This window comes from Mycobacterium sp. D16Q13 (assembly GCF_002013375.1).
GTDB lineage: Bacteria > Actinomycetota > Actinomycetes > Mycobacteriales > Mycobacteriaceae > Mycobacterium.
Genome location: NZ_MAEW01000017.1, coordinates 136230 through 156229, shown reverse-complemented (window position 1 = coordinate 156229; position 20000 = coordinate 136230). Strand labels below are relative to the sequence as shown.

At 62.0% G+C, this 20000-nt stretch carries 21 protein-coding genes, 1 tRNA gene and 1 pseudogene; 10 read left to right on the top strand and 13 right to left on the bottom strand.

Annotation, left to right across the window (positions count from 1 at the left end; genetic code table 11):
- The first annotated feature begins 189 nt into the window (after window positions 1–189).
- The 4 genes from B4400_RS18525 to B4400_RS24440 all read left to right on the top strand — a co-directional run bounded on the left by B4400_RS18525 (window position 190) and on the right by B4400_RS24440 (window position 4376).
- Window positions 190–1656 carry a sugar transferase gene (locus B4400_RS18525; RefSeq protein ID WP_078310465.1) on the top strand — a complete coding sequence of 489 codons (1467 nt, stop codon included), beginning with the start codon at window positions 190–192 and terminating at the stop codon, window positions 1654–1656.
- Window positions 1657–1981: 325 nt separating this feature from the next.
- A complete protein-coding gene (locus B4400_RS18520) occupies window positions 1982–2947 on the top strand; it encodes a glycerophosphodiester phosphodiesterase family protein (protein ID WP_286151224.1) in 966 nt (321 codons plus the stop codon).
- Window positions 2948–3058: 111 nt separating this feature from the next.
- On the top strand, window positions 3059–3382 hold the full coding sequence (locus B4400_RS18515; protein WP_139361476.1) for a hypothetical protein: 324 nt from the start codon (window positions 3059–3061) through the stop codon (window positions 3380–3382).
- A 334-nt stretch (window positions 3383–3716) separates the two neighbouring features.
- Complete coding sequence (locus tag B4400_RS24440; RefSeq protein ID WP_139361786.1) at window positions 3717–4376, top strand: ABC transporter substrate-binding protein; 660 nt, start codon at window positions 3717–3719, stop codon at window positions 4374–4376.
- Between the two features lie 273 nt (window positions 4377–4649).
- Here B4400_RS24440 and B4400_RS18505 read toward each other — a convergent pair whose 3' ends face one another.
- A complete protein-coding gene (locus B4400_RS18505) occupies window positions 4650–5606 on the bottom strand; it encodes a GGDEF domain-containing protein (protein WP_078310608.1) in 957 nt (318 codons plus the stop codon).
- A 253-nt stretch (window positions 5607–5859) separates the two neighbouring features.
- Window positions 5860–5932: transfer RNA gene (locus tag B4400_RS18500), tRNA-Arg, on the bottom strand.
- Window positions 5933–6242: 310 nt separating this feature from the next.
- Between B4400_RS18500 and B4400_RS25080 the strand changes: the two are divergent.
- Window positions 6243–6550: pseudogene (locus B4400_RS25080) on the top strand (hypothetical protein).
- Between the two features lie 99 nt (window positions 6551–6649).
- On the opposite strand, the gene B4400_RS25075 reads toward B4400_RS25080, so the two are convergent.
- Both B4400_RS25075 and B4400_RS18490 read right to left on the bottom strand, forming a co-directional pair.
- Window positions 6650–7177: a hypothetical protein gene (locus tag B4400_RS25075; protein ID WP_078310454.1), complete on the bottom strand. Its 528-nt coding sequence runs from the start codon at window positions 7175–7177 to the stop codon at window positions 6650–6652.
- 286 nt (window positions 7178–7463) lie between these two features.
- Window positions 7464–8564, bottom strand: coding sequence for an oxygenase MpaB family protein (locus B4400_RS18490; protein WP_078310451.1), 1101 nt, complete (start codon window positions 8562–8564; stop codon window positions 7464–7466).
- 87 nt (window positions 8565–8651) lie between these two features.
- Here B4400_RS18490 and B4400_RS18485 point away from each other — a divergent pair, with 87 nt between their 5' ends.
- Entirely contained in the window at window positions 8652–9254 is a 603-nt protein-coding gene (locus B4400_RS18485; protein WP_078310447.1) for a TetR/AcrR family transcriptional regulator, read from the top strand.
- 97 nt (window positions 9255–9351) lie between these two features.
- Window positions 9352–10248, top strand: a complete 897-nt coding sequence (locus B4400_RS18480; protein ID WP_078310443.1) for a hypothetical protein — start codon at window positions 9352–9354, stop codon at window positions 10246–10248.
- A 52-nt stretch (window positions 10249–10300) separates the two neighbouring features.
- Here B4400_RS18480 and B4400_RS18475 read toward each other — a convergent pair whose 3' ends face one another.
- Window positions 10301–11230, bottom strand: a complete 930-nt coding sequence (locus B4400_RS18475) for an MPT63 family protein (RefSeq protein WP_078310438.1) — start codon at window positions 11228–11230, stop codon at window positions 10301–10303.
- Between the two features lie 117 nt (window positions 11231–11347).
- Between B4400_RS18475 and B4400_RS18470 the strand changes: the two genes are divergently transcribed.
- Window positions 11348–12337, top strand: coding sequence for an immunity 63 family protein (locus B4400_RS18470; protein ID WP_078310435.1), 990 nt, complete (start codon window positions 11348–11350; stop codon window positions 12335–12337).
- 4 nt (window positions 12338–12341) lie between these two features.
- Here B4400_RS18470 and cynS read toward each other — a convergent pair whose 3' ends face one another.
- From cynS to B4400_RS18460, 3 genes are all read right to left on the bottom strand, one after another.
- Window positions 12342–12782, bottom strand: coding sequence for a cyanase (gene cynS, locus B4400_RS18465; RefSeq protein WP_078310432.1), 441 nt, complete (start codon window positions 12780–12782; stop codon window positions 12342–12344).
- Window positions 12783–12818: 36 nt separating this feature from the next.
- Window positions 12819–12947: a hypothetical protein gene (locus tag B4400_RS24960; protein ID WP_286151221.1), complete on the bottom strand. Its 129-nt coding sequence runs from the start codon at window positions 12945–12947 to the stop codon at window positions 12819–12821.
- Window positions 12948–13048: 101 nt separating this feature from the next.
- Entirely contained in the window at window positions 13049–13543 is a 495-nt protein-coding gene (locus B4400_RS18460; RefSeq protein WP_078310429.1) for a MarR family winged helix-turn-helix transcriptional regulator, read from the bottom strand.
- A 54-nt stretch (window positions 13544–13597) separates the two neighbouring features.
- Here B4400_RS18460 and B4400_RS18455 point away from each other — a divergent pair, with 54 nt between their 5' ends.
- Window positions 13598–14008: a DUF5313 domain-containing protein gene (locus B4400_RS18455; RefSeq protein ID WP_078310425.1), complete on the top strand. Its 411-nt coding sequence runs from the start codon at window positions 13598–13600 to the stop codon at window positions 14006–14008.
- 54 nt (window positions 14009–14062) lie between these two features.
- Here the strand turns inward: B4400_RS18455 and B4400_RS18450 are convergent, their stop codons facing one another.
- The 3 genes from B4400_RS18450 to ku all read right to left on the bottom strand — a co-directional run bounded on the left by B4400_RS18450 (window position 14063) and on the right by ku (window position 16485).
- Window positions 14063–14254 carry a hypothetical protein gene (locus B4400_RS18450; RefSeq protein ID WP_078310421.1) on the bottom strand — a complete coding sequence of 64 codons (192 nt, stop codon included), beginning with the start codon at window positions 14252–14254 and terminating at the stop codon, window positions 14063–14065.
- Window positions 14255–14343: 89 nt separating this feature from the next.
- The gene (locus tag B4400_RS18445) at window positions 14344–15573 is read right to left on the bottom strand and encodes an Nramp family divalent metal transporter (protein WP_078310417.1); all 1230 of its coding nucleotides are present in this window, start codon (window positions 15571–15573) and stop codon (window positions 14344–14346) included.
- 102 nt (window positions 15574–15675) lie between these two features.
- A complete protein-coding gene (gene ku / locus B4400_RS18440; protein ID WP_078310414.1) occupies window positions 15676–16485 on the bottom strand; it encodes a non-homologous end joining protein Ku in 810 nt (269 codons plus the stop codon).
- Here ku and B4400_RS18435 point away from each other — a divergent pair.
- A complete protein-coding gene (locus B4400_RS18435; RefSeq protein ID WP_078310410.1) occupies window positions 16475–18790 on the top strand; it encodes an ATP-dependent DNA ligase in 2316 nt (771 codons plus the stop codon). The two genes, ku and B4400_RS18435, sit on opposite strands and share 11 nt — an antisense overlap.
- Here B4400_RS18435 and B4400_RS18430 read toward each other — a convergent pair.
- Both B4400_RS18430 and B4400_RS18425 read right to left on the bottom strand, forming a co-directional pair.
- Window positions 18758–19066: a DUF4873 domain-containing protein gene (locus tag B4400_RS18430; RefSeq protein ID WP_078310407.1), complete on the bottom strand. Its 309-nt coding sequence runs from the start codon at window positions 19064–19066 to the stop codon at window positions 18758–18760. The two genes, B4400_RS18435 and B4400_RS18430, sit on opposite strands and share 33 nt — an antisense overlap.
- Entirely contained in the window at window positions 19063–19965 is a 903-nt protein-coding gene (locus B4400_RS18425) for an AurF N-oxygenase family protein (protein ID WP_078310404.1), read from the bottom strand. Before B4400_RS18425 ends, B4400_RS18430 begins: the two co-directional genes overlap by 4 nt.
- Window positions 19966–20000: the final 35 nt, after the last annotated feature.

Here is a 20000-nt window from a genome sequence, read left to right as displayed (position 1 = left end):
GTTAGATGATTCTTATTTCCCGGCAATAAAACCTTCATTTGTAGCCTCCAGTGTGTGAAGTAGCGTGACTGTCATCACGTGGCGTGTTTTCGGTTGTTATGGAAACCTCAACACGTAATTAGGTCGGGCTCAATTGCCGAAATCGTCCATATGAATCAGCCGATATGAACGAACGGGTCAAGTGCACTTATGGTCTTAAAGAGCGTCGTCAATGACGGAATTCAACGGAGGGTAGAAACGCGCCCTGGGGGACTGTTCTACCTGCACCGACGGTGGGCGCCGGCCGCCGACTTGGTGGCCATCGCGCTCACCTCCCTGGTGTCGTACCAGCTGGCGCATCATCTTTTGTCCGGGAGACAGGACCTGGGCGGCTGGTACGTGGCCACGGATATCGGCATCGCAGTCATCTGGTTTGCTGCGCTATCGCTGCACACGGTGGGGCCCGGTAAGGCGCTGCGGGCGGTGCTGCAGCAATGGCAGACGGTCGTCAGTGTCACGTTCCAGCTGTTCACCATCGTGCTGCTCACCTACCTCATCTCGCGTATCGAGCTGCTTGACATGCGGCATCTCATTATCGAAATACCGCTGGGGCTGCTCGGCATCTTCATGGCCCGATATGTGCTGCGACGTCTATGGGGTGCGGAGGGTAAGACCTCGGTGCTGTTGGCGGGTGACGACGACGCTGTCCGGGAGATGGTCGCTGTGTTCAGCCGTCACCGGGGCAGTGGTTTCGAGGTTGTCGGCGCGTGCACCCCGGGAGCTGACCGATTGCTCGGTGAATCGGCAATCGAGGTGGGCGATCACCGCGTGCCGGTCGTCGGCGACGACCGGCATGTGGTCGAGGCGGCGCAGCGGACATCTGCTCAGATCGTCGCCGTCGCGATGACGGATAGCCTGGGGCGTAAGGAGCTTTCCCGTCTGGCATCCGAACTTGGAGATCTGGGAATTGAGCTTGCGGTCTCACCGGGGGACGTGGACGAGGCCGCCGTGACGACAGCTGATCGGGGCCTTGAGCGGGTCCACATGTTGGAGATGCTGGCTCCGGGCTACCGCCGTGCGCGTTCGATGTCCAAGGAAGCATTCGACATGGCGTTCGCCGCTGCCGCCATCATGGCCACCGCGCCGGTGATGATCGCGATTGCCGTGGCCATCAAGCTCACCAGCACCGGACCAGTGTTCTACGTGTCCGAGCGAATTGGGTTGGACGGTATGCCATTTCGGATGATCAAGTTCCGCAGCATGTACACGGGTGCCGACCGTGATACCGCGGCGATGATCGACTCGGCGGGCAGCACACCCGTCTTCTTCAAAGCGAAGGAAGACCCGCGTGTCACCCCGGTGGGGGCGTTCATCCGGAAGTACAGCCTCGATGAGCTTCCCCAGTTCTTCAACGTGCTGTTCGGTGACATGAGCGTTGTCGGCCCGCGGCCTCAGGTGCAGCGAGAGGTCGACGCCTACGACGAGACCATGCGGCGGCGACTGCTCGTCAAGCCGGGTGTCACTGGGCAATGGCAGGTCAGCGGCCGTAACGACCTTTCGGTCGACGAGTCCATCCGCCATGACATCTCGTATGTCGACAACTGGTCCATGGGCCTCGACATCCGCATCATTTCTCGGACCGTCGGCGCGGTGGTGCGCAGCGAGGGCGCCTACTGACGTTCGGCGGGCCGCGGTGTGGCCGTTGATGGCCAGGCATTAGGCCACCTGTTGCAGATTGCACGTACGGTGCCGTAGCGGGCAGCAGATAGTCGCCCACCGGCCAATCAGCCGGATTTCTTTGCGGACCGGATGGTTTCAGCATTCAATCGGTCGATCCAAATTAGCGCGGCGTCAGTGGGTTAAGTACTGGCGAGCAGTAAGACACTTATGCGAAAAACACGGTGTTGACAGTATGACACCTAGTGTCTTAGTCTTTCTGTTAAGTGCATTCCCTACGTGTTGTTGGATGAACTGCGTTGCTTTCTGATGAGGTGAGTTGTAAGTGCTCGGTGCTTGGTCGTCAATTTCTGGCTTTGTGGTAGCGGCATTGGCAATGACGGGATGCGGGCACTACCCCGATCATGAAAATGGGCACGCGACATTTGCGGAGACTGTAGGGCCATCAACCGGCGATGAATTGGCCGCGGACGCAGGTTTGAAGCCAATGCTGATCGCACATCGCGGCGGCTCTGGCGATTATCCAGAAAACACGCTTCTGGCAATTACTAGCGCCGAAAAGTCAGGCGTAGGCGGAATGTGGATAACAGTGCAGGTTAGTAGTGATGGAATACCCGTACTGTATCGTCCCCTCGATCTGTCGGCATTGACAAATGGGAGTGGGCGGATAAATTCGAAAACGCTAAAGCAATTGAAAGAACTGAATGCTGGATGGAACTTCATCAAAGCCGATAGCAATCCTTATCGGCGGCAGGTTGTTCAGATACCGACTCTAGAAGAGGCAATTGCCGCGATCCCGCCGAGTATGCCGCTGTTTCTCGACCTGAAGCAGACGCCAGCCCAGCCTTTAGTAGATGCCGTATCCGCGGTGCTAGTCAAGGCAGCGGCCGTGGAGCGAACAATTGTTTACTCGACAGACTCGGAAGTCACTGCGTTAGCGGCTCGGAGTGGCCTAGAAGTGGCCGAAAGTCGCGATGTAACTCGTCAGCGGCTCTTGAACATGGCACTTAATCATCGATGCGAGCCAGCTCCAAGCACTGGGAGATGGGCGGGATTTGAGCTTCATCGAGATGTCGTTGTGACCGAGAAATTCACGCTGGGGACGGGCGTTTCTCACGCCGACGCCGAGCTCTGGGATCCCGGATCTATTGAGTGCTTCAGGTCGCAACAGTCTGGTATGAAAACAATTGGATTTGCAGTGAACACCGAAAATGATTTTCGCCTGGCCCGCAAAATGGGCCTGGATGCCGTGCTAGTTGATTCGCCCCGGGCAGCCCGACGATGGCAATAGATCCTATGTGCAGGGACAGTGTTCCACACGAAGATGTGCGGAAGAAATTTTCGCATAATGCCTGACGTACATGTCGACCCATTAAATGCTGAGCTGGTTGAACTGCGTTTCATGGCCGGCCGACCCAGTTTTCGCAGCATCAGTCGGGCCATCGGGTGCAGTCATACAACGGTCGCCAAGGTCTTCGCGCCGGGAGCCTTGCCGTCATGGGAGATTCTCAATCTGGTTGTGCGCCAGCTCAACGGCGATGTGGAGACCTTCCGTAAGCTGTGGTGTGATGCTGCCCGTAAACAGGAAAATTCGGTCAGCGAGGCCCGAAAGACTGCTTCGGCGTCAACGTGGAGAATCGCCTCCGGGCTCATCCTCGCGGCCGTCGCCGTGGGTGCGGGAACGCTATTGATCGTCATCTACCCGTCGATACGCCATCGGCGCTGAATCGCGACTCGCCGTCTTCCATCTATGCCCTGAAGCAGATTCTCCGGAACTCAATAAACAACCCGTGAGGGGTCCGGCGATCTGCGTAACCCTCACGGCTCCCACGAAGCCTGGATCCGATCTGCATCCGCTGCGCGTCTATCGTCTGTCGGAACCGACTTCCATTAATGCCCAGATTCATGTGGCACTGAATGGGCGCGGTTGGCAATTTATGGATAGTCATGGCGCTAATCTGTAAAGCTGGATGCAGAATGTGCGCCATAGCAAGAATAATAAGCTGCATGGTCGATCGCAGCGCTATGTCAGGAAGCGGCCTGAAGGCGTACGGTCATCTATGATTAATGCAGTACTAGGTTGGAGCGCTGCCGCACTTCACTGGTCTGAGGCGATGAAATTACTCCTCGGGGTTTCATTAGTCGTACTCTTCTTCGTAGCTCCGCTGCTACCAACGGATAGCGCTTGGGATAATCTCGATCAAGCGCACCTGTCGTTGCAAAACTCTGTAGATCAATCGGCGAGTTTAGTGAGTACCGTTGATATCGGTGATGCCAAAGTCAAAGGTAATGTGCTAAGTGATTTGGCTCCGAATTCCGCGCTGGGGCGGGCGCAGACCAACCCTACGATTTCGCCCTCAAGCGCTGATAGCGCGCATTTGCCGGCCGTGGTTCCCGGAATGGCGGTCGTACTGTACTTATCTCACGAACGTGAACCCGAGGGTTTGACGTTCAGGTTACGCATGCCTCGGGGCACCCATATGCGTATCGCTGGAGACACGTGGCTGATTGAAAGAGATGTGGTGCCGGGCGGTACTCCAAGGAGTATTGCGACCGTGTCGGCTCAGCTGACGAATGCCGAAGGTGCCGCGGTGCCTATTGCGGCAGAAGCCTATTCTTATTTTCGTTTCCGTAAGTTGAATTTACGACCGCGGGTTAAACACTTCGATGTGCAAAGTTTAGGTATATCGATACGTCTCACGTACAGAGCTGAGGAGTAAATTGAGCACGTATTATCGGCTGTGTATCTCGGATTACGGCCTGGATGGAAATACATCCGTATATGTGGCTAACTGGGACGAAGGACAAGGTCTTGCGGCCGCGTTCGCGGCAGATCATCACTGTTCGATGGTGTCGCGGAAGAAGGAGCCTGACTATGCGGATTGGTGGATGTACAGGGGCTCGTTGCTGGTAGGGATCGTGTCTTTAGAACGGCGCTATCAAATCAGCGATGATCACATTGATGGCTAGTGACCGCGTGGGACGTGTCCTTATCAGGCCGTGGATCCGCGCGGTGCCCGGTCGCGCTTCGCTTCGTAGAGCCTGAAATCTGCCTCCCGGGTGAGGGATTCGAAGCTGAAGTCCTCTGCGTCAGTGGACAACCAGGCGATGCCTATGCTCATCGAGGTCTCGGGAGTGCCAGAGCGTATCGGTGCATTGCGGATTCGCGCGTTGATCGCGGCGATGTCGTCGGTATTGTCCACGAACGCAACGACCATGAACTCGTCACCGCCGATGCGGGCGGCGATATCGCCGCCCCGGGTGTTTGCGAACAGTGTGTCCGCGATGGCCTGCAATGTTCTGTCGCCGGCTTCGTGGCCGTAGGTGTCGTTGAGCTCTTTGAACCTGTCCACATCGGCCACCATCACGACAACCGTCGCTGGATCCGTCCGCTTGCGCAGCTCGAACTCAAACCTGGATTGCACGCCCCGGCGGTTGAGCAGGCCGGTCAGCGGGTCTCGGTTGGCGGCCCTGACAGCGGCCCGGATCGAGCGTCTACCCCCTTCGATTACCGCCTGGATGAGGATCGGCAGCAGGACCACGGTGGTGAATGCCGGGGCGTTGTAGAGGAACTGATCCAGGAAGGTCGCCGCGCCGGTGTGGATGTTCCAGAACGTGATCGAGCCGAGCACGGCTGACGCGAAGACACAGTGGACGCCAAGCACCCGCCAACCCAGCAGAAACGCGGCGAAGACGCCGACCGTGCTCATATACAGAATCGGCGCGAGTCGCATCATCGGCCCGGCGTACATCCAGGCGGATACCGCGAATGAGAGGTCCGCCCACACGACAAAGGAGATTGCCCAGCGTCTGCTTGGCCACGGGCGGACCATCCAGCACACGCCCACCAGGAACGAGACCGCGATGAGCGATTGGTGGATGATGCGCCCGGTCCCCTGTGGGCCCAGCGGGTGCGTATTGACGATGGTCCCCAAGGGGAGGATGCACATACACAGCAACCCGATGGTGACCTTCAAATGCCTCAGGTTTCGTGGGCCGAGAGCACCTGTGACGAACCGGTATTCCTGCTCGGGGGTTCGACCGCGTCGCGGCCTACGTCTTCGGTTGCTGGGCACGGGCTCATTGTGTGGCAAGAGTCGCGCTGAGTGTTCCGGATGTGGAACTGAGTATTGCCGGCACAGCAATAGTGCGGCCTCGGCGGCAGCTGACTGCGTGCGATCGGTCCGCCAGTTGGCAGTTGTGTGCCCTCGGCAGGATTCGAACCTGCGACACCGGCTTTAGGAGAGCCGTGCTCTATCCCCTGAGCTACGAGGGCGGGGGTCCTATGTGAATAGGCGTCTAAAACTCTAGCGGGTTGGCGGGGTGCTTCGGACGCTGGCTGTTGGCGAGGCGGGGGTGTTGTCCGGTGGTATGGATGTGACCCGATGGGTTCAGCAGGGCAGATGTGGCGGTAAGGGCTCGACGGCTGATCGTCAGCCTGATCATTGTTGGAGCGGTGTTGCGATCGAAGTGGCGGCCTCGTGCCAACGGTTGGAGTAGCGGAGAGGCTGGTCCTGAGCCAGCGCATCCCACCGCGGTGGTTCCTCGGCATCGAGTGATCCACCGAAAGGAGATATCATGAAGCTATTAGGAAGAAACGAGCAGAACCAGCTGCGACTGACTCAAAAGTCTTCTATTCCACGCCTTTTGGCGAGACGAACGACGGTCAAAGAGCGTCTTCATGCTTGAGCGTGCCGGCGTACGGTATTTCCCCGTTTTCCGTAGCGCAGAGTCAATGAACGAGTTCTACAAACGGATGAACCGGGCCGCGTACATGATCATTGAAGGAACCCTGCAGAGCGTGATAGATACCACGCGCTCGATCGAACAAATGAACGATGTGCGAATCGTAATTGAACCCTTGGGCGAACATCCCGTTGAGGTCGACCTCTAACCTCCCGCGCTAGACGCACTCACGCCGCCACTCGGAAGAGATTTCAAGGCCAAGCCAGGCTTCGGCAAGGCGCTTCACCGTTGAATCACGGTGAGCTATCTAGAAAGTCGAGCTGTCCTCTGGGCCGAGCACGAACCCGTGGGGAGCCCTTGAGGTTGACTCGCCAGGTCCTGGGACGATCTCGACAACACAGGCGGTGGTCGCCTCGTCAACCGCGCAAGTGCCGGTCCATACCCCGCGGGTGAACACGACCTTGCTACCCGCCGGCAACAGTTTCGGCTGCCCGGAACTGGGCGGAGAGTCGCCGAATTTACCGGCTTCCATGTAGCTCGCAGTCACGCTGTTATGGCTACTCCCTGGAATCCGCCCGGTGCACGTCGCGATGTCCCACATACCTCGAACATTGATCACCACACTGCAGTTTTGGCCCGCTGGGGTGCTGAACTGCACGCTGCTCACGGCACCGTTATAGCCGCTGGTTGGGATCGCAACCGTATAGTCGGACGTATTCACCGCGGTATACCGATCCAGATCCGGTAATTGCGGTTCAGCGACAGCCGACGGCGCCAGTAACAAGCCGCTGGTCGCCAGCGCGCCGATACATCCAAAAGCCCGAGCGGACGCCATTCCACCACGTTAACAGCGCGCACCAGCCATTAGAGCAACTCCGTCTTGGTGGCGCACTGCCGCTCGCCCAGCTGATCGCAGCGCATCAGTCACCCGACAGCGAATACTGGGCCCATGCGCTGAGCAGCCTCAGCAGCAGGCTAGCGTCCAGACATCGTGGGCGCGTTCCGGTACGACAAACGGGACCATGGCTGATCAGCTTCGTCGGGGGGTTTTCAACAGGTCCCCGAGGGTGGGGTGCTGTGAAAACCAATCGCGGGTGCCGGGCCGCCGTAGCCGCCGCCACTCACCCGAACGGGCAGGTGCCGGTGGGCTGTTCTGGAACGGCGAAGCTGTCCAGCCGGTAGCTGTGGTAGAAGTCGGCCAGGCGCTCGTTACGTCGCGTCAGGGAACGCGAGACCTTGTCGTATCTGCGCTGTGCGTTGCGCGAACCGTCGAGCTGGGAGCGGGCGTCGTCAAGGCGAATCGTGTTGTACAGCATGGGTTCTATCAGTAGCCGCTCAGGCGTAACGCGCCACACCAGCTGCAGCAGGCGCGTGTACACAGCGAACTCGACATTGTGACGGGGCTTGAGCCGGAATCCGATCATCTCGCGTATCTGTGGATGCATTGCTTTGGCCGAACACACCTGAATGACGCGGCCTGCCATCGGGCGAATCGCCAGCCAGACGGGCAGCAGGGCCGGGCGTATCGCGGCGGGGAGCAGCAGCGTCGGAAGCGGTAGTCGCATCAACCCGGCGAACTGCTCGCGCAGAAAGCCGTTGGACTGCAACCTGTTTTCCACCATGTCGTCGTAGTAGTCGACGAAGGCGGCGTATGTGTCCGGGAACTTCCCCTTGGCGCTGGGCAGTTCGAGATCCTTGAGCAGGTACCGCTGGTATTGATACCCGGCCTCCTTCTCCGCGGGGGTCATCGCGTAACCCGTGCAGTAGGGGAAGGCCTCCATCGTGGCGTTCATCGCGCTGGCTGCGATCCATATCCACAGCTCGGGATCCAATGCGCTGTAACGAATCCCCTCGTACTCGCCCACTCCGGTGCCCCGCACATCGCGGTGTCGCTCCTTGAGCCATTGCGCCGTGGCGGCCCGCTGCTGCTGATTGCCTGCCAGGAGCGATATCGCGCTCAACGCGCTCCGGATGCCCCTATCGGTGAAGTTCTGGCGGAACCGTCCCGTGCGATCGACGGATGCTGCCACCGGCATCAGGGCCACCTCATCGAACAGCACCCCGCCGAAGACGCCGACCAGGGGACTGCCCAGGTGCTTGCGAAATGCGTCCATAACGCGTGGACGCACCCCGTCCCCGCGTAGGAAGGCCAGGCCGTCCTCGTGGCCATCGCCACCGGATTCGCCGTCATGTGTGGTGTCGCGCGGCAGTACATGCGTCATTGCATCCTCCGTCGGTGTTAGTAACTGAGTTGAACACTAACATTGCAACATCGGGTTGGGAAGGACTTCTGCGTGAGAGACTGAGTTGTGTCTGCAGATCCGGATCCGACCGGCGAGCGCATCCTCGAGGCCGCGCTGCAGACCATGCTCAGCTTCGGCATCCGCCGCGCCACGGTCGACGAGATCGCAAGGCGCGCCGGTGTATCGCATATGACGGTGTATCGCCGCTGGTCCAACAAGACCGAGCTGGTGCTCGCTGTCCTCATGCGCGAGGCGCAGACGATGTTTTCCGCCATAGACCGCGAAATCGCTGCCTTGGACAGTCCCGAGGACAAGCTCGTGGCGGGCTTCACCGGCATCTTTTGGTATGTGCACACCCATCCGCTGATGCAGCGGGCGGTGGAGACCGATCCTGAGTCAGTGCTGCCGGTCATCACCAGCGGGGCGGGGCCAGCCCTGGATATGGCGACCACGTACCTGGCTGGCCATGTGACCCGTAGTGCCGGTGACCTCGTTGACGACTCCTACGGTGTCGCAGAAGTTTTTGTGCGCCTGACGCATTCCCTCATACTGGCGCCCAGTCCCCGGCGGGAGATCGCCACCAGGGAAGACGCCGAACGGTACGCCCGTCAATACATATTGCCTATCGCGCGGGCGTTGGTGCCGGAGCCGAGCAAGGCGGTCCGCTAGCGACTGGCGATATCCGCCGCGAGTGGGCGGCGCGGCCAAGTAATCTTTGTGCATTGACCATGGCGGGGACGTAACAACGAGACATTGGGGGTAGTGGATGGACGCGGATATCGGAGCGGGCTCACCGGCGGCCGAGGATTCGTCCGACGCCGCGGACACCGCGCCGCTGCCGGTCCTGAACGCGCTTCCCGGGATGTCCGAACCTGGCCCGTTCGCTCCGGAATACGAGTTTGATCAACCTCCGTTCATTGAGCAACCGGCATTCACGGAACCGCGCCCACCTTTTGTGGAACCGGGCAATCAGTACGTGCAGTGGCCGAGCCATGAGACCTTCAGCACCGCGCCGCCTCCCACCTCAGGACCTGTCAAGCCGACAACTCCGGTCGACTTCTCGTCCTGGGAAGACAAGCCTGAAAGAAGCAAGCGGCCGTTGGTAATTGGCGGCGCGGCACTGGCGGCCGTGGTTGTTGTTATCGGTGGTGTGGTCGCGGTGTTCGCGGGCAGCGGTGGCGATGACGCGCCCGCAGAACCGAGCGCCGCCCCAACGACAACGGTCTCCAGTAGGGATTCTGATGCGGAGACGCGCCTGCTCTCCATGATCCCGACCGGCTACGGGGTGGCGGCCTGCAAGGCCGTCGAACCCGCGAATGAGGCTGTGGCACAATTTAAATGCGGACGCAGTGACGATCCGGACGGGCCAGTTGAGGCGAGCTACTCACTGGTCAAGGACAAGTCCGCGCTCGCGGCAGGGTTGAGTCGTCTGACGAAACGGAACGCGGTGGTGGTATGCCCCGGCCGGATCCAGTCGCCGGGACCATGGCGTCGCAATGCCACGCCGGATCAGGTGAGCGGCACGGTGTTCTGCGGCAGCAATCAGGGACATCCGGTGGTGGGCTGGACCGATGAGGAACGGCTTTTGCTCAGCGAGACGCGTTCGGGTGCGACCGGTCCGACTCTCGACCAGTTGTACGCCTGGTGGTCTTCGCACTCATAACAAAAACCGCCGGCCGCGCGAGGCGGCCGGCGGTCAATGCCGAAACGATTATCTAGCCCTCGGCGGAAACGGGAGTGCCCTGACTGCCGGCCGCGCGCTGGCCGTGCGGGGTGCTCTCCGAGGCCGGAACGGCGGGAATCGCGGCCACCGGCGGGGTGACGGTCTGCGGAGCGCCTTCGGCACCAGGTGCCGCGGGAGCCGGTGAGGCAGGTGCGGGCGATGCGGGAGCAGGGGAAGCAGGCACCGCGGTGCTGTTCAGCGGCGTGCCCTCGGCAGCGGGTACCGGGGTGGCAGGTGTCGGACCCGGGGTCGCGGTCACCGGTGCCACCGTCGGGGTCGGAGTCGTGGCGGGCTGCTGCCCGTCCACCGGGGTCCCCTGGCTGCCGGCGGGCAGCGGGGTGCCCTGGCTGCCGGCGGGAACAGCGGCAGGCGCCGGGGAAGTGGTGGGCGCGGCGCTGGTGGCCGGTGCGGGGTTGGTGCCGTGTGACTGGCTCGAACCACCCGAACGCGGTGCCGCGGCCACGGGAGCGGCCTTCCAGGTGAGCAGATCCTCGTCACCGGAGGTGTACGTCACCGTCTCGGGGGCGGAACCGGTCACGTCGAAGTAGATCTTGCCGCTGGTCTTCTCGCCCTGCGACAGAGTCCCCGGGTTCACGCCCTGCTCGGTGGGCACGCCGTACAGCACGCGGTAGGTCTCGCCGTCCTTGGCCTTCGCGTTGAAGTTGGCGACGATCGGGATGACGCTGCCCTGGATCGCCTCGTCGGTGGCAGTGGCTTCCCACAGCGTGCCCTTGGCCTGGTAGGGCAGCTCGTCGGCGCTAACCTTGAGGTCGCTGATGGTCCAGGCCTGGACGACGTCGCCATTGGTGAGGCGACCCTGCTGGCCGAGAGTGGTATCGGCTCCGGCGGTTGGCATCAGGGCCAGGCCGGCCGCCGCTGCGGCGGCCGCCACGGCGGCGGTGATGGGCACATTGATCTTCACGATGGGTCTCCTTGACGTCCGGAATGCTCCCCCCAGCGGGGACGGTCTGTCGTAAAAATAACAGGTCTGGGTGCACCATCGTCGCCCGAAGTACACGATTGCCATACGGTTAAGAACATGACGGTTGATTCCACCGGTCACCAGGGGGCCGCGCCGGAGCCAGACGATTGGCCACCCGACGCACGTACGTTCACCATCCGCGCGGCGGCGGACGATGCCGCTCCGAGCCTGGCTGCTGAACTGCCGATTACCGCAACAGAACTGGGCATGGTGGATGGAGATGCCAACCACCCCGTGCAGTTCTGCAGCGTGCTACTGGAACCGCCGGTCAAACACCGGTTCGATACCTCGGATGCCGCCCGGTACGAGCGTGAGTACTGCGACCGGGACGACGATGGCGAGTTCTTCATGGTGCATGTCGCGCTGCTGGGGCCGCGCCGCCCCGGGGTTTCCCTGGCACCCGGCGCCCGCGACGTCCTCGTCGATGTCGCCTATGTGGTCGATTTGTCGCTGGAAGAAGACGGAGTGCTCAACCCTGCCAAGGTGGATTGGGCGGGTGGGGCGATCGTCGATGTCGACGGAGAGGTGCCGGCCGAGCAGGTAACTCAGGGGACAGCGGACGAGCCGGCCAACGCCGAGTCCGCATCGCCGGCCGGTCCGGCGGTGGCCGTGCCGGGGAGCCCGGGGAGTTCGGAGTGGATCCGCGAGCAGCTCGACGTTCGTATCGCGGTGCTGAGCCGTCTGGCTGGGGAAGTCGCGATCTCCGAAGTACCGGTGCCCACCGAGCTGGCCAAGGGTGAACGGCACTCCAATACCGCTCCGCAGTATGTGCTCGACGGAGCGCAATTCTGGTACCACACGCGTGACCCGAAAACGGGTTTCGTGTGGAAGACCACGACCAACCCGAACGAGCTGATCTATTGGTGCATCGACGATGTGGCTCGCGGGTTGGCGTGGCGGTGGACGCAGCAGGCGGCCACCTACAAGACGATGCCGCCCGCCACGGCGCAGCGCACGTTGTGGGCGCCCTACTGGCAGCTGCTCATGAACGCCCTCGACACCAAATGGGGTGCCATCACGGGCCGTAACATTCGCGGCCTGCTGTGAGCGATCACCAGCGGTAGTCGAGAAACTTCCCGTCGAAGGTCAGCACCACGCGGTCGCCATCCGGGTGGGGGCGGCGGGCGATATCGACTTTGAAGTTGATGGCGCTCATGATGCCGTCGCCGAATTCCTCGTGGATGGCTTCCTTGATCGCCGGGCCGTAGACGCTCAGCGCCTCGTACAGCCGGTAGATCGTCGGGTCAGAGGGCGCGCCGCCATCCAGCGTGCCGCGATACGGCTGGCTGCGCAGCGCGGTGGTGACCTGCGGCTCCAGGTCGAGAAGCCCGGCCAGCTTCGCGGCCTTTGCTTCCGGCACCGGATGCTGGCCCTGTAGCGCGGCAATAGTCCAAATCAGCGGTGAGTCAATCGCTTCCGCGATCTGCTGCCATGTCAGGTTCTTCTCGATGCGGCGGGCGGCGATCAGTTCGGCGGCTTCGTCCTTGGTCATGACGTCAGACAAACAGACGCCTACCGCATGCGCAAACTAGCCCTGCCACATGCCTTTCTGGCTATCGCGTTGGTAGTAGTTCATCGAGTTCTCCCCGCTCGCCGTCCAGAGCATGGCGACGGTGACGAGCGTTATCGCGATGAGCATGGTTGTGTCGGTCCACATGATGACCTCCTGGTATATCGATCGGTCTACCTCTGATTGCAGCACGCGAACCGGTCGGTGTACAGGGATGTGTGGCAGACGCCACACGGCGCTCTTCCGGACTACTCGGTGTCCAGGGCGCCGGCGGCCAGTGCGGCGCTATTGATCCTGGTCAGCACCGCATGTAGGTGCTCAAGTTCGGCGAGGTCGACCCCGAGGCGTTCCACCACGGCCGCGGGGACCTTGAGCGCCTCATCGCGCAGCGCGGCGCCCTGTGCGGTGAGGGTGACGTGGGTGGTGCGTTCGTCGGCAACGCTGCGCGGACGGGTGATGAGCCCTAATGTCTCGAGCCGCTTGAGCATGGGGGAGATGGTCGCCGAATCTGTTTGCAAGAGGGCGGCTATCTGCTTGACGGACAAGGCCTCCCGAGTGTCCTCGCCCCCGCTCTTGGCGTGATCCCAGAGCGCCAACATCACCAGATACTGGGGGTGTGTGATCCCGAGCGGTGCGAGTAGCGGCCGGTAGACGGCGAGTACCGCGCGATTGGTGACGGCCAGCGCGAAGCACACCTGTCGTTCCAGGGCTAGCGGATCTACATCGGGTGAGACTGCGGTCATTCTCACTATCCTAATCATTAGTTAGTGCACTAATTATTAGTCTACAATCTAGTTATGGCCGCCGACCGTCCGAATCTTCTTCAGTACATCGCCTACTGCTACGGGCGTCGTCTGCCTGACTCGATGAAGGACTGGGTCGCCCATGATCTGGCGGGCAAGGGCGCGGTGCGGCGGCACATTCTGCGGTGCGCGATTCCGCCGCTGTTCATTCTCGCGCCGTTCTGGCTGCTGCCCGCCTCGCTCTATGTCCACATGGAGATGACGGTGCCGATCTATGTCTGGGTGCTGATCATGGCGCACGCCCTCAACAAGGTGTGGCGCCGTCACCGGCTTGTGCAGCATGATCTGGATCCGGGCCTGGTCGATGTGCTCAAGCGCCAGAAGGACGCGTGGATTCACGAGGACTATGCACGGCGATTCGGGCCGCGTTCGGGTGACGGCTACTCCAGCAGCGGGCCGATCTAGCGGTCCGCGCTACGAAATATCTGGCTGTTCGGTGGGTTGGTCAGCGGCGCTGACTCAGTCCCAGTCGCCGTGCTTCCAGTGGCCCTTGCCCCAACCGTTGCCATGTCCGCCGCGCCAACCGCGATCCCAGCCACGGTCCCAGTTGCCGTCCGCGCATACCGTCACTCGCGGGTAGGTGTCCACCGAGCCGCAAATGTCTGGATCGGCCTTTGCCGGGGTTGCAGAGGCGATACCGCCAACGAACAAACCACTAGCAACGACTCCAATTGCCAGCCCAAATCGACTGGCTGAAGGCAGGATTCGTTTCATGACCCACAGCCTACTCCCAGGCAAAACTAGTTTGCAAGGGTAAGGAAAACTAGCACCGCGTTCAGCAGCGTGATGAGTGCGGCGATGATCCAGCCGAGCGTTGTCGTCACGCGATGGTTGACATCGGTGCCCATCAGCCCTCGATCGCTGGTCAGCCGGATGAGGGGTATGAGGGCGAAGGGGATGCCGAACGACAGCACCACCTGCGATACGACAAGTGCCCGGGTGGGGTCGATGCCGACTGCGAGGATCGCCAGCGCGGGTAGCAGGGTGATGAGCCGCCGCGCCACGATGGGGATGGAGCGGCGCAAGAGTCCTTGCATGATCATCGCGCCGGCATAGGCACCGACGGAGGACGAGGCGAGCCCGGATGCCAGCAGGCCGATTGCGAACAACAGAGCCACGGTGGGGCCGAGGCTGTCGCGTACAGCGGCATGGGCCCCTTCGATGGTGTCGACGCCGTCGCGACCCTGCAGATTTGTCGCCGCCACCAGCAGCATGGCCATGTTGACGGCGCCGGCGAACAGCATTGCCAGGCTCACGTCCCAGCGGGTAACGCGCAGCAGCCTGCGTCGCGGCTCGCCCTCTTCCGGATTCCCGTGCCGGTCCCGCGCCAGACCGGAGTGCAGATACACCGCGTGCGGCATGACCGTGGCGCCCAGCATCGCCGTCGCGAGCATCAGGCTCTCGGCGCCCTGGAAGCGTGGAATCAGTCCCGCGGCCGTCGCGGCCAGTGGCGGCGGTTCCACCACGACACTGGCGAGGAATCCGATCGCGATGATGGCCAGCAGCGCGGAGATGACGTATTCGAAAGAGCGCTGTCCGCGCCGGTCCTGTACGGCAAGCAGCACCATCGAGACGATTCCGGTGATGACACCTCCGATGAGCAGCGGCAGGTCGAACAGCAGATACAGCGCGATGGCTCCGCCCACAACCTCGGCCAAATCCGTTGCCATGGCAACCAATTCGGCCTGCAGCCAGAACGCGATCCGGGTGGGCCGTGACATGCGATCGCCGACGGCCTCCGGTAGTGACCGCCCGGTGACGAGGCCGAGCTTTGCCGAGAGGTACTGCACCAGCCCGGCCATCACGTTGGCGGTGACGATTACCCACACCAGCAGGAAGCCGTACCTGGCGCCGGCGCTGACGTTCGAAGCGACGTTTCCGGGGTCGACATAGGCGATGGCTGCGACGAAGGCGGGCCCGAGTAGCGAGAACCCGCGCACCGGTCGCGCTTGCTTTTGCCGCTCGAGCACCCACGCCTCCTGATTTCAAGTACACCGAATAGAAAAGTTAGAGTACCCGAAACTTTGGGATGCGGCGAGGCCCCTTCGCGCGAGGCCTGCGGTGTGCGGTGGCTAGTTGGTGCTGGCCTTCTCCGCCTGACGTTTCTTCACGCTCGCCTCGAGCTTGGCCAGCAGGTCCGAGACGTCGGTAGCGTCGAGTTCGGTGGGCGCCTCTTCCTTGGTGAACGCCTCGCCACCTTCGAGCTTCGCCTCGACCATCTCCAGTAGCTGCGACTGGTACGTGTCGTTATACCGGCTCGGATCAAAATCGTCGGCCATCGACTCCACCACCTGACCCGCCATCGACAGTTCGGCCGGTTTGATCTTCACTTCCTGGTCCAGCACGGGGAAGTCGGGTGCACGAATCTCGTCGGGCCATAGCAGCGTGTGGATGATCATCACCTGACGCGTGCCGAAGTCCTTGACCCGCAAGGCCGCGAGCCGTGTCTTGTTACGCAGCGCGAAATGCACGATCGCTACCCGATCGGTCTTCGCGAGTGTCTGTGCCAGCAGCACATACGATTTCGAAGACTTGCTATCCGGCTCCAGGTAGTAACTCTTGTCATACATCAGCGGGTCGAGTTCGGCGGCGGGAATGAACTCCAGCACCTCGATCTCGCGGCTGGACTCGGCGGGCAGGCTCGCGAGATCCTCGTCGGTGATGACGACGGTGCGGCCGTCCTCGGCCTCGTAGGCCTTGTTGATGTCCCGGAACTCGACGATCTCACCGCATTCTTCGCAGGTGCGTTTGTAGCGGATCCGGCCGTTGTCCTTGTTGTGGACCTGATGGAACTTGAGGTCGTGATCCTCGGTCGCGCTGTATACCTTGACAGGGACGTTCACCAGCCCGAAGGCGAGGGAGCCCTTCCAGATGGAACGCATATCCCAAGTATGGCCCACGCAGCCAGCTTCGGGACCTTCTGTGCGCCTTACCAACGCGGAAAAGGTGCTGTACCCGGATACCGGGACTACCAAAGCCGACATTTTCGGCTACTACACCGCCATTGCGCCCTTCATGCTGCCGCATATCGGGGGGCGTCCGGTCACCCGTAAGCGCTGGCCTAATGGAGTTGGCCAGCCATCGTTCTTCGAGAAGGACCTGGCGTCGTCGGCTCCGGATTGGCTTCCGCGGCGCCGCATCGAGCACAAATCCCGCTACGTCACCTACCCGTTGATCGACACCTCGGTGGCGCTGGCCTGGATAGCCCAGCAGGCGGCGCTGGAAGTACATGTGCCGCAATGGCGATTCGTTGGCGAAAATCCTGGTCCGGCAACGCGATTGGTGTTCGATTTGGATCCGGGCGAGGGGGTGGGCATGCTGCAGCTGGCGCAGGTCGCGCGAGCGGTGCGCGATGTACTCGAGGATATCGGTCTGACCACCTTCCCTGTGACCAGTGGCAGCAAGGGCCTTCACCTGTATGTGCCGCTGGCGCAACCGGTCAGCTCATCCGGTGCGGTGACCGTCGCCCGAAAGGTCGCGGTCCAGCTGGAGCAGTCGATGCCGGATCTGGTGACGGCAACGATGACCCGGGAGCTGCGTGCGGGCAAGGTATTCGTTGACTGGAGTCAGAACAGCGGTTCCAAAACGACGGTTGCCCCGTACTCATTGCGTGGCCGCGCCGCGCCGACCGTTGCCGCGCCGCGTACCTGGGAGGAACTCGACGATCCGGAGCTGCGTCAACTGCGTTTCGACGAAGTGCTGGCGCGCGCAGAACGCGAGGGTGATCTGCTGGCCGGTCTTGACGATGTCGAGATCGTCGAGGACAGGCTGTCCACGTACCGCAGCATGCGCGATCCTGCGCGCACTCCCGAACCGGTGCCGGCCGTTGAACCGCAGGCAGGCCACGGCAGTTCGTTTGTCATCCAGGAGCATCACGCCACCGCACTGCACTACGACTTCCGGCTGGAGCGTGACGGCGTGCTGGTCTCGTGGGCAGTTCCCAAGAATCTGCCCATGGAACCCTCGGTCAACCATCTTGCGGTGCACACCGAGGATCACCCACTGGAGTACGGGACCTTCGAAGGCACCATTCCGAAGGGGGAGTACGGCGCGGGGGAGGTGACCATCTGGGACTCGGGCACCTACGACACCGAGAAGTTCATCGATCCACGCGACGACTCCGCGTCCGACGGCGGGGCCAAAGGAGAGGTCATTGTCACCCTGCATGGCAAGCGAATTTCGGGGCGGTATGCGCTGATCCGAACCGGTGGCAAGCAGTGGCTGGCCCACCGCATGAAGGATCAGCGATCACCCGCCACCATGCCGGCCGGCCTTGCGCCGATGTTGCCCGCCACGGGATCTGTGGCGGGCCTGGCAGCCGATGAGTGGGCCTTCGAAGGAAAGTGGGACGGCTACCGCCTCATTCTCGAATGCGACCATGGCCGGATGAGGGCCTTGGCGCGCAGCGGGCGCGATGTCACCGCGGAGTTCCCGGCCTTGCGGCGGCTCGCCCACGAATTGGCCGATCACCGTGTGATTCTGGACGGTGAGGTGGTCGTACTGGATTCGAAGGGGCTGCCGAGCTTCTCGCTGCTGCAAAATCGGACGGCCGGTACGGAGACGGAGTTCTGGGCTTTCGATCTGCTCTATCTAGATGGAAAATCCTTGCTGCACACTAAGTATCGCGACCGGCGCCGACTGCTCGACGTACTCGGTTCCGGCACCGAGACGATGACCGTGCCGGAACAGCTGAACGGCGATGGTGCTACAGCGCTGGCGCATTCGCATGACCAGGGGTGGGAGGGCGTCGTCGCCAAGAGGCTCGATTCCAGTTACGCCCCGGGCCGCACTCAGTCCTGGATCAAGGCGAAGAACTGGAGCAGCCAAGAGGTCGTCATCGGTGGGTGGCGGAAGGGGCAGGGCGGGCGCAGCAGCGGGATCGGGGCGCTGCTGATGGGAATCCCGGACGATGGCGGCCTTCGTTATGCGGGACGGGTCGGTACCGGGTTCACGGAGAAGGAATTGGCGTCACTCAAGGAGCGGTTAGAACCGTTGCACCGCGATGAATCCCCGTTTAGTGCACCGCTTTCCGCGGTCGAGTCCAAGGATGTGCAGTTTGTCGAGCCGGCGCTGGTTGGCGAAGTCCGCTACGGCGATCGGACACCCGGCGGCATCCTCAAGCATTCCAGCTGGCGTGGTCTGCGCACCGATAAGTCAGTTGGCGACGTCGAGCTCGATCTCGGGTAGCGGGTACGGCGGTGCGCCCACACCTGCCACCGAAAAGTGGCCCCATGGGGTCTGCTCGGTGATCCGCCCCGGTGCGCTGGTCTCGCCCACGGCGATAGTGACCTGGGTGCCGCCCTTGAGCTCCCCGCCCTCCGGCTTGGCGTAGATCGTTCCCTGCCAGTGGAACTTGCCGTCCAGCGGGTTGAAGAACCCGATCAGGCGTACCCGGGACTCGACGGTGAACTCGCCTGCGGTGATGACGGCGGGGCCGTCGTACAGGTCGTCGTCATCCATCATGCGACGAACTTTGCTTTGCGCCACATCCAGCGTGACGTTCCACCCATCAGGCCGATACCGGTCAGGAAGTTGTACAGCGGTGCGAAACCGAGCTGTTGCGTCTCGCGGAAGTTCTCGTTGCGGTACGCGATCCGCTGGGTTTGATATCCGGGCAGCCCGACGTTGCGGTACATCTTCGGATTCGTGAACAGGTACATGAAGATGGGCCCGCCGAAGCCGTTGACGTGCCGGACGATGAAGCGCGCGTACCACGGCAGTTTGTCAACGCGCTGACGCAGGCCGTCACGTGCGAACTGGATGTGCCGAGCTTCCTCGGTGACGTGAATTCGCATGAGCCGAGCGACCATTGGTTGCAGCTCGGGATCATCCATCATCTCGCGCTGGATCGCGTCGAAGATCTCCTCGCCGATCAGGGCGGCGACCCAGAGCATCGGGCCCTTGAGGACCAGGGGCAGGGCGTTGGCCAGCCACCGCTGGTAGAGCGGCAGCCGGTAAGGCTCGACCCCGGCTTGCGATATCGCCTTACCGAACATCGTCATGTGCCGGGTCTCGTCGCCGATCTCGGTGAGCGAATAGAAGGTCTCGCTGCTGTTCGGTCTGGCGTGCATGAGAGCGCGCAGCAGGCTCTGATTGAGGATGTTCTCGAACCAGATGCCGACCGACAGGACGTTGGCCATCTCGTGCTTGGACAGCTCAATCTGTTCGGCGCGTGACATGTTGTTCCAGATGTCGGTGCCATACAGCGAGATTGCCTTCGGGGGAAGGAAGTACTTGTCGGGATCTAACGGTGCGTCCCAGTCCAGGTCGACCATCGGCTGGTACGACCTGCGCACGGAACCTTTGAGCAGCCGGTCTGAGTACTCCTCGCGAGTGGGGCCGTTATTGAGGGTTGCGGTCACCGTTGGCCGTCCTTTCCGTTAGGATGTCAAACGTA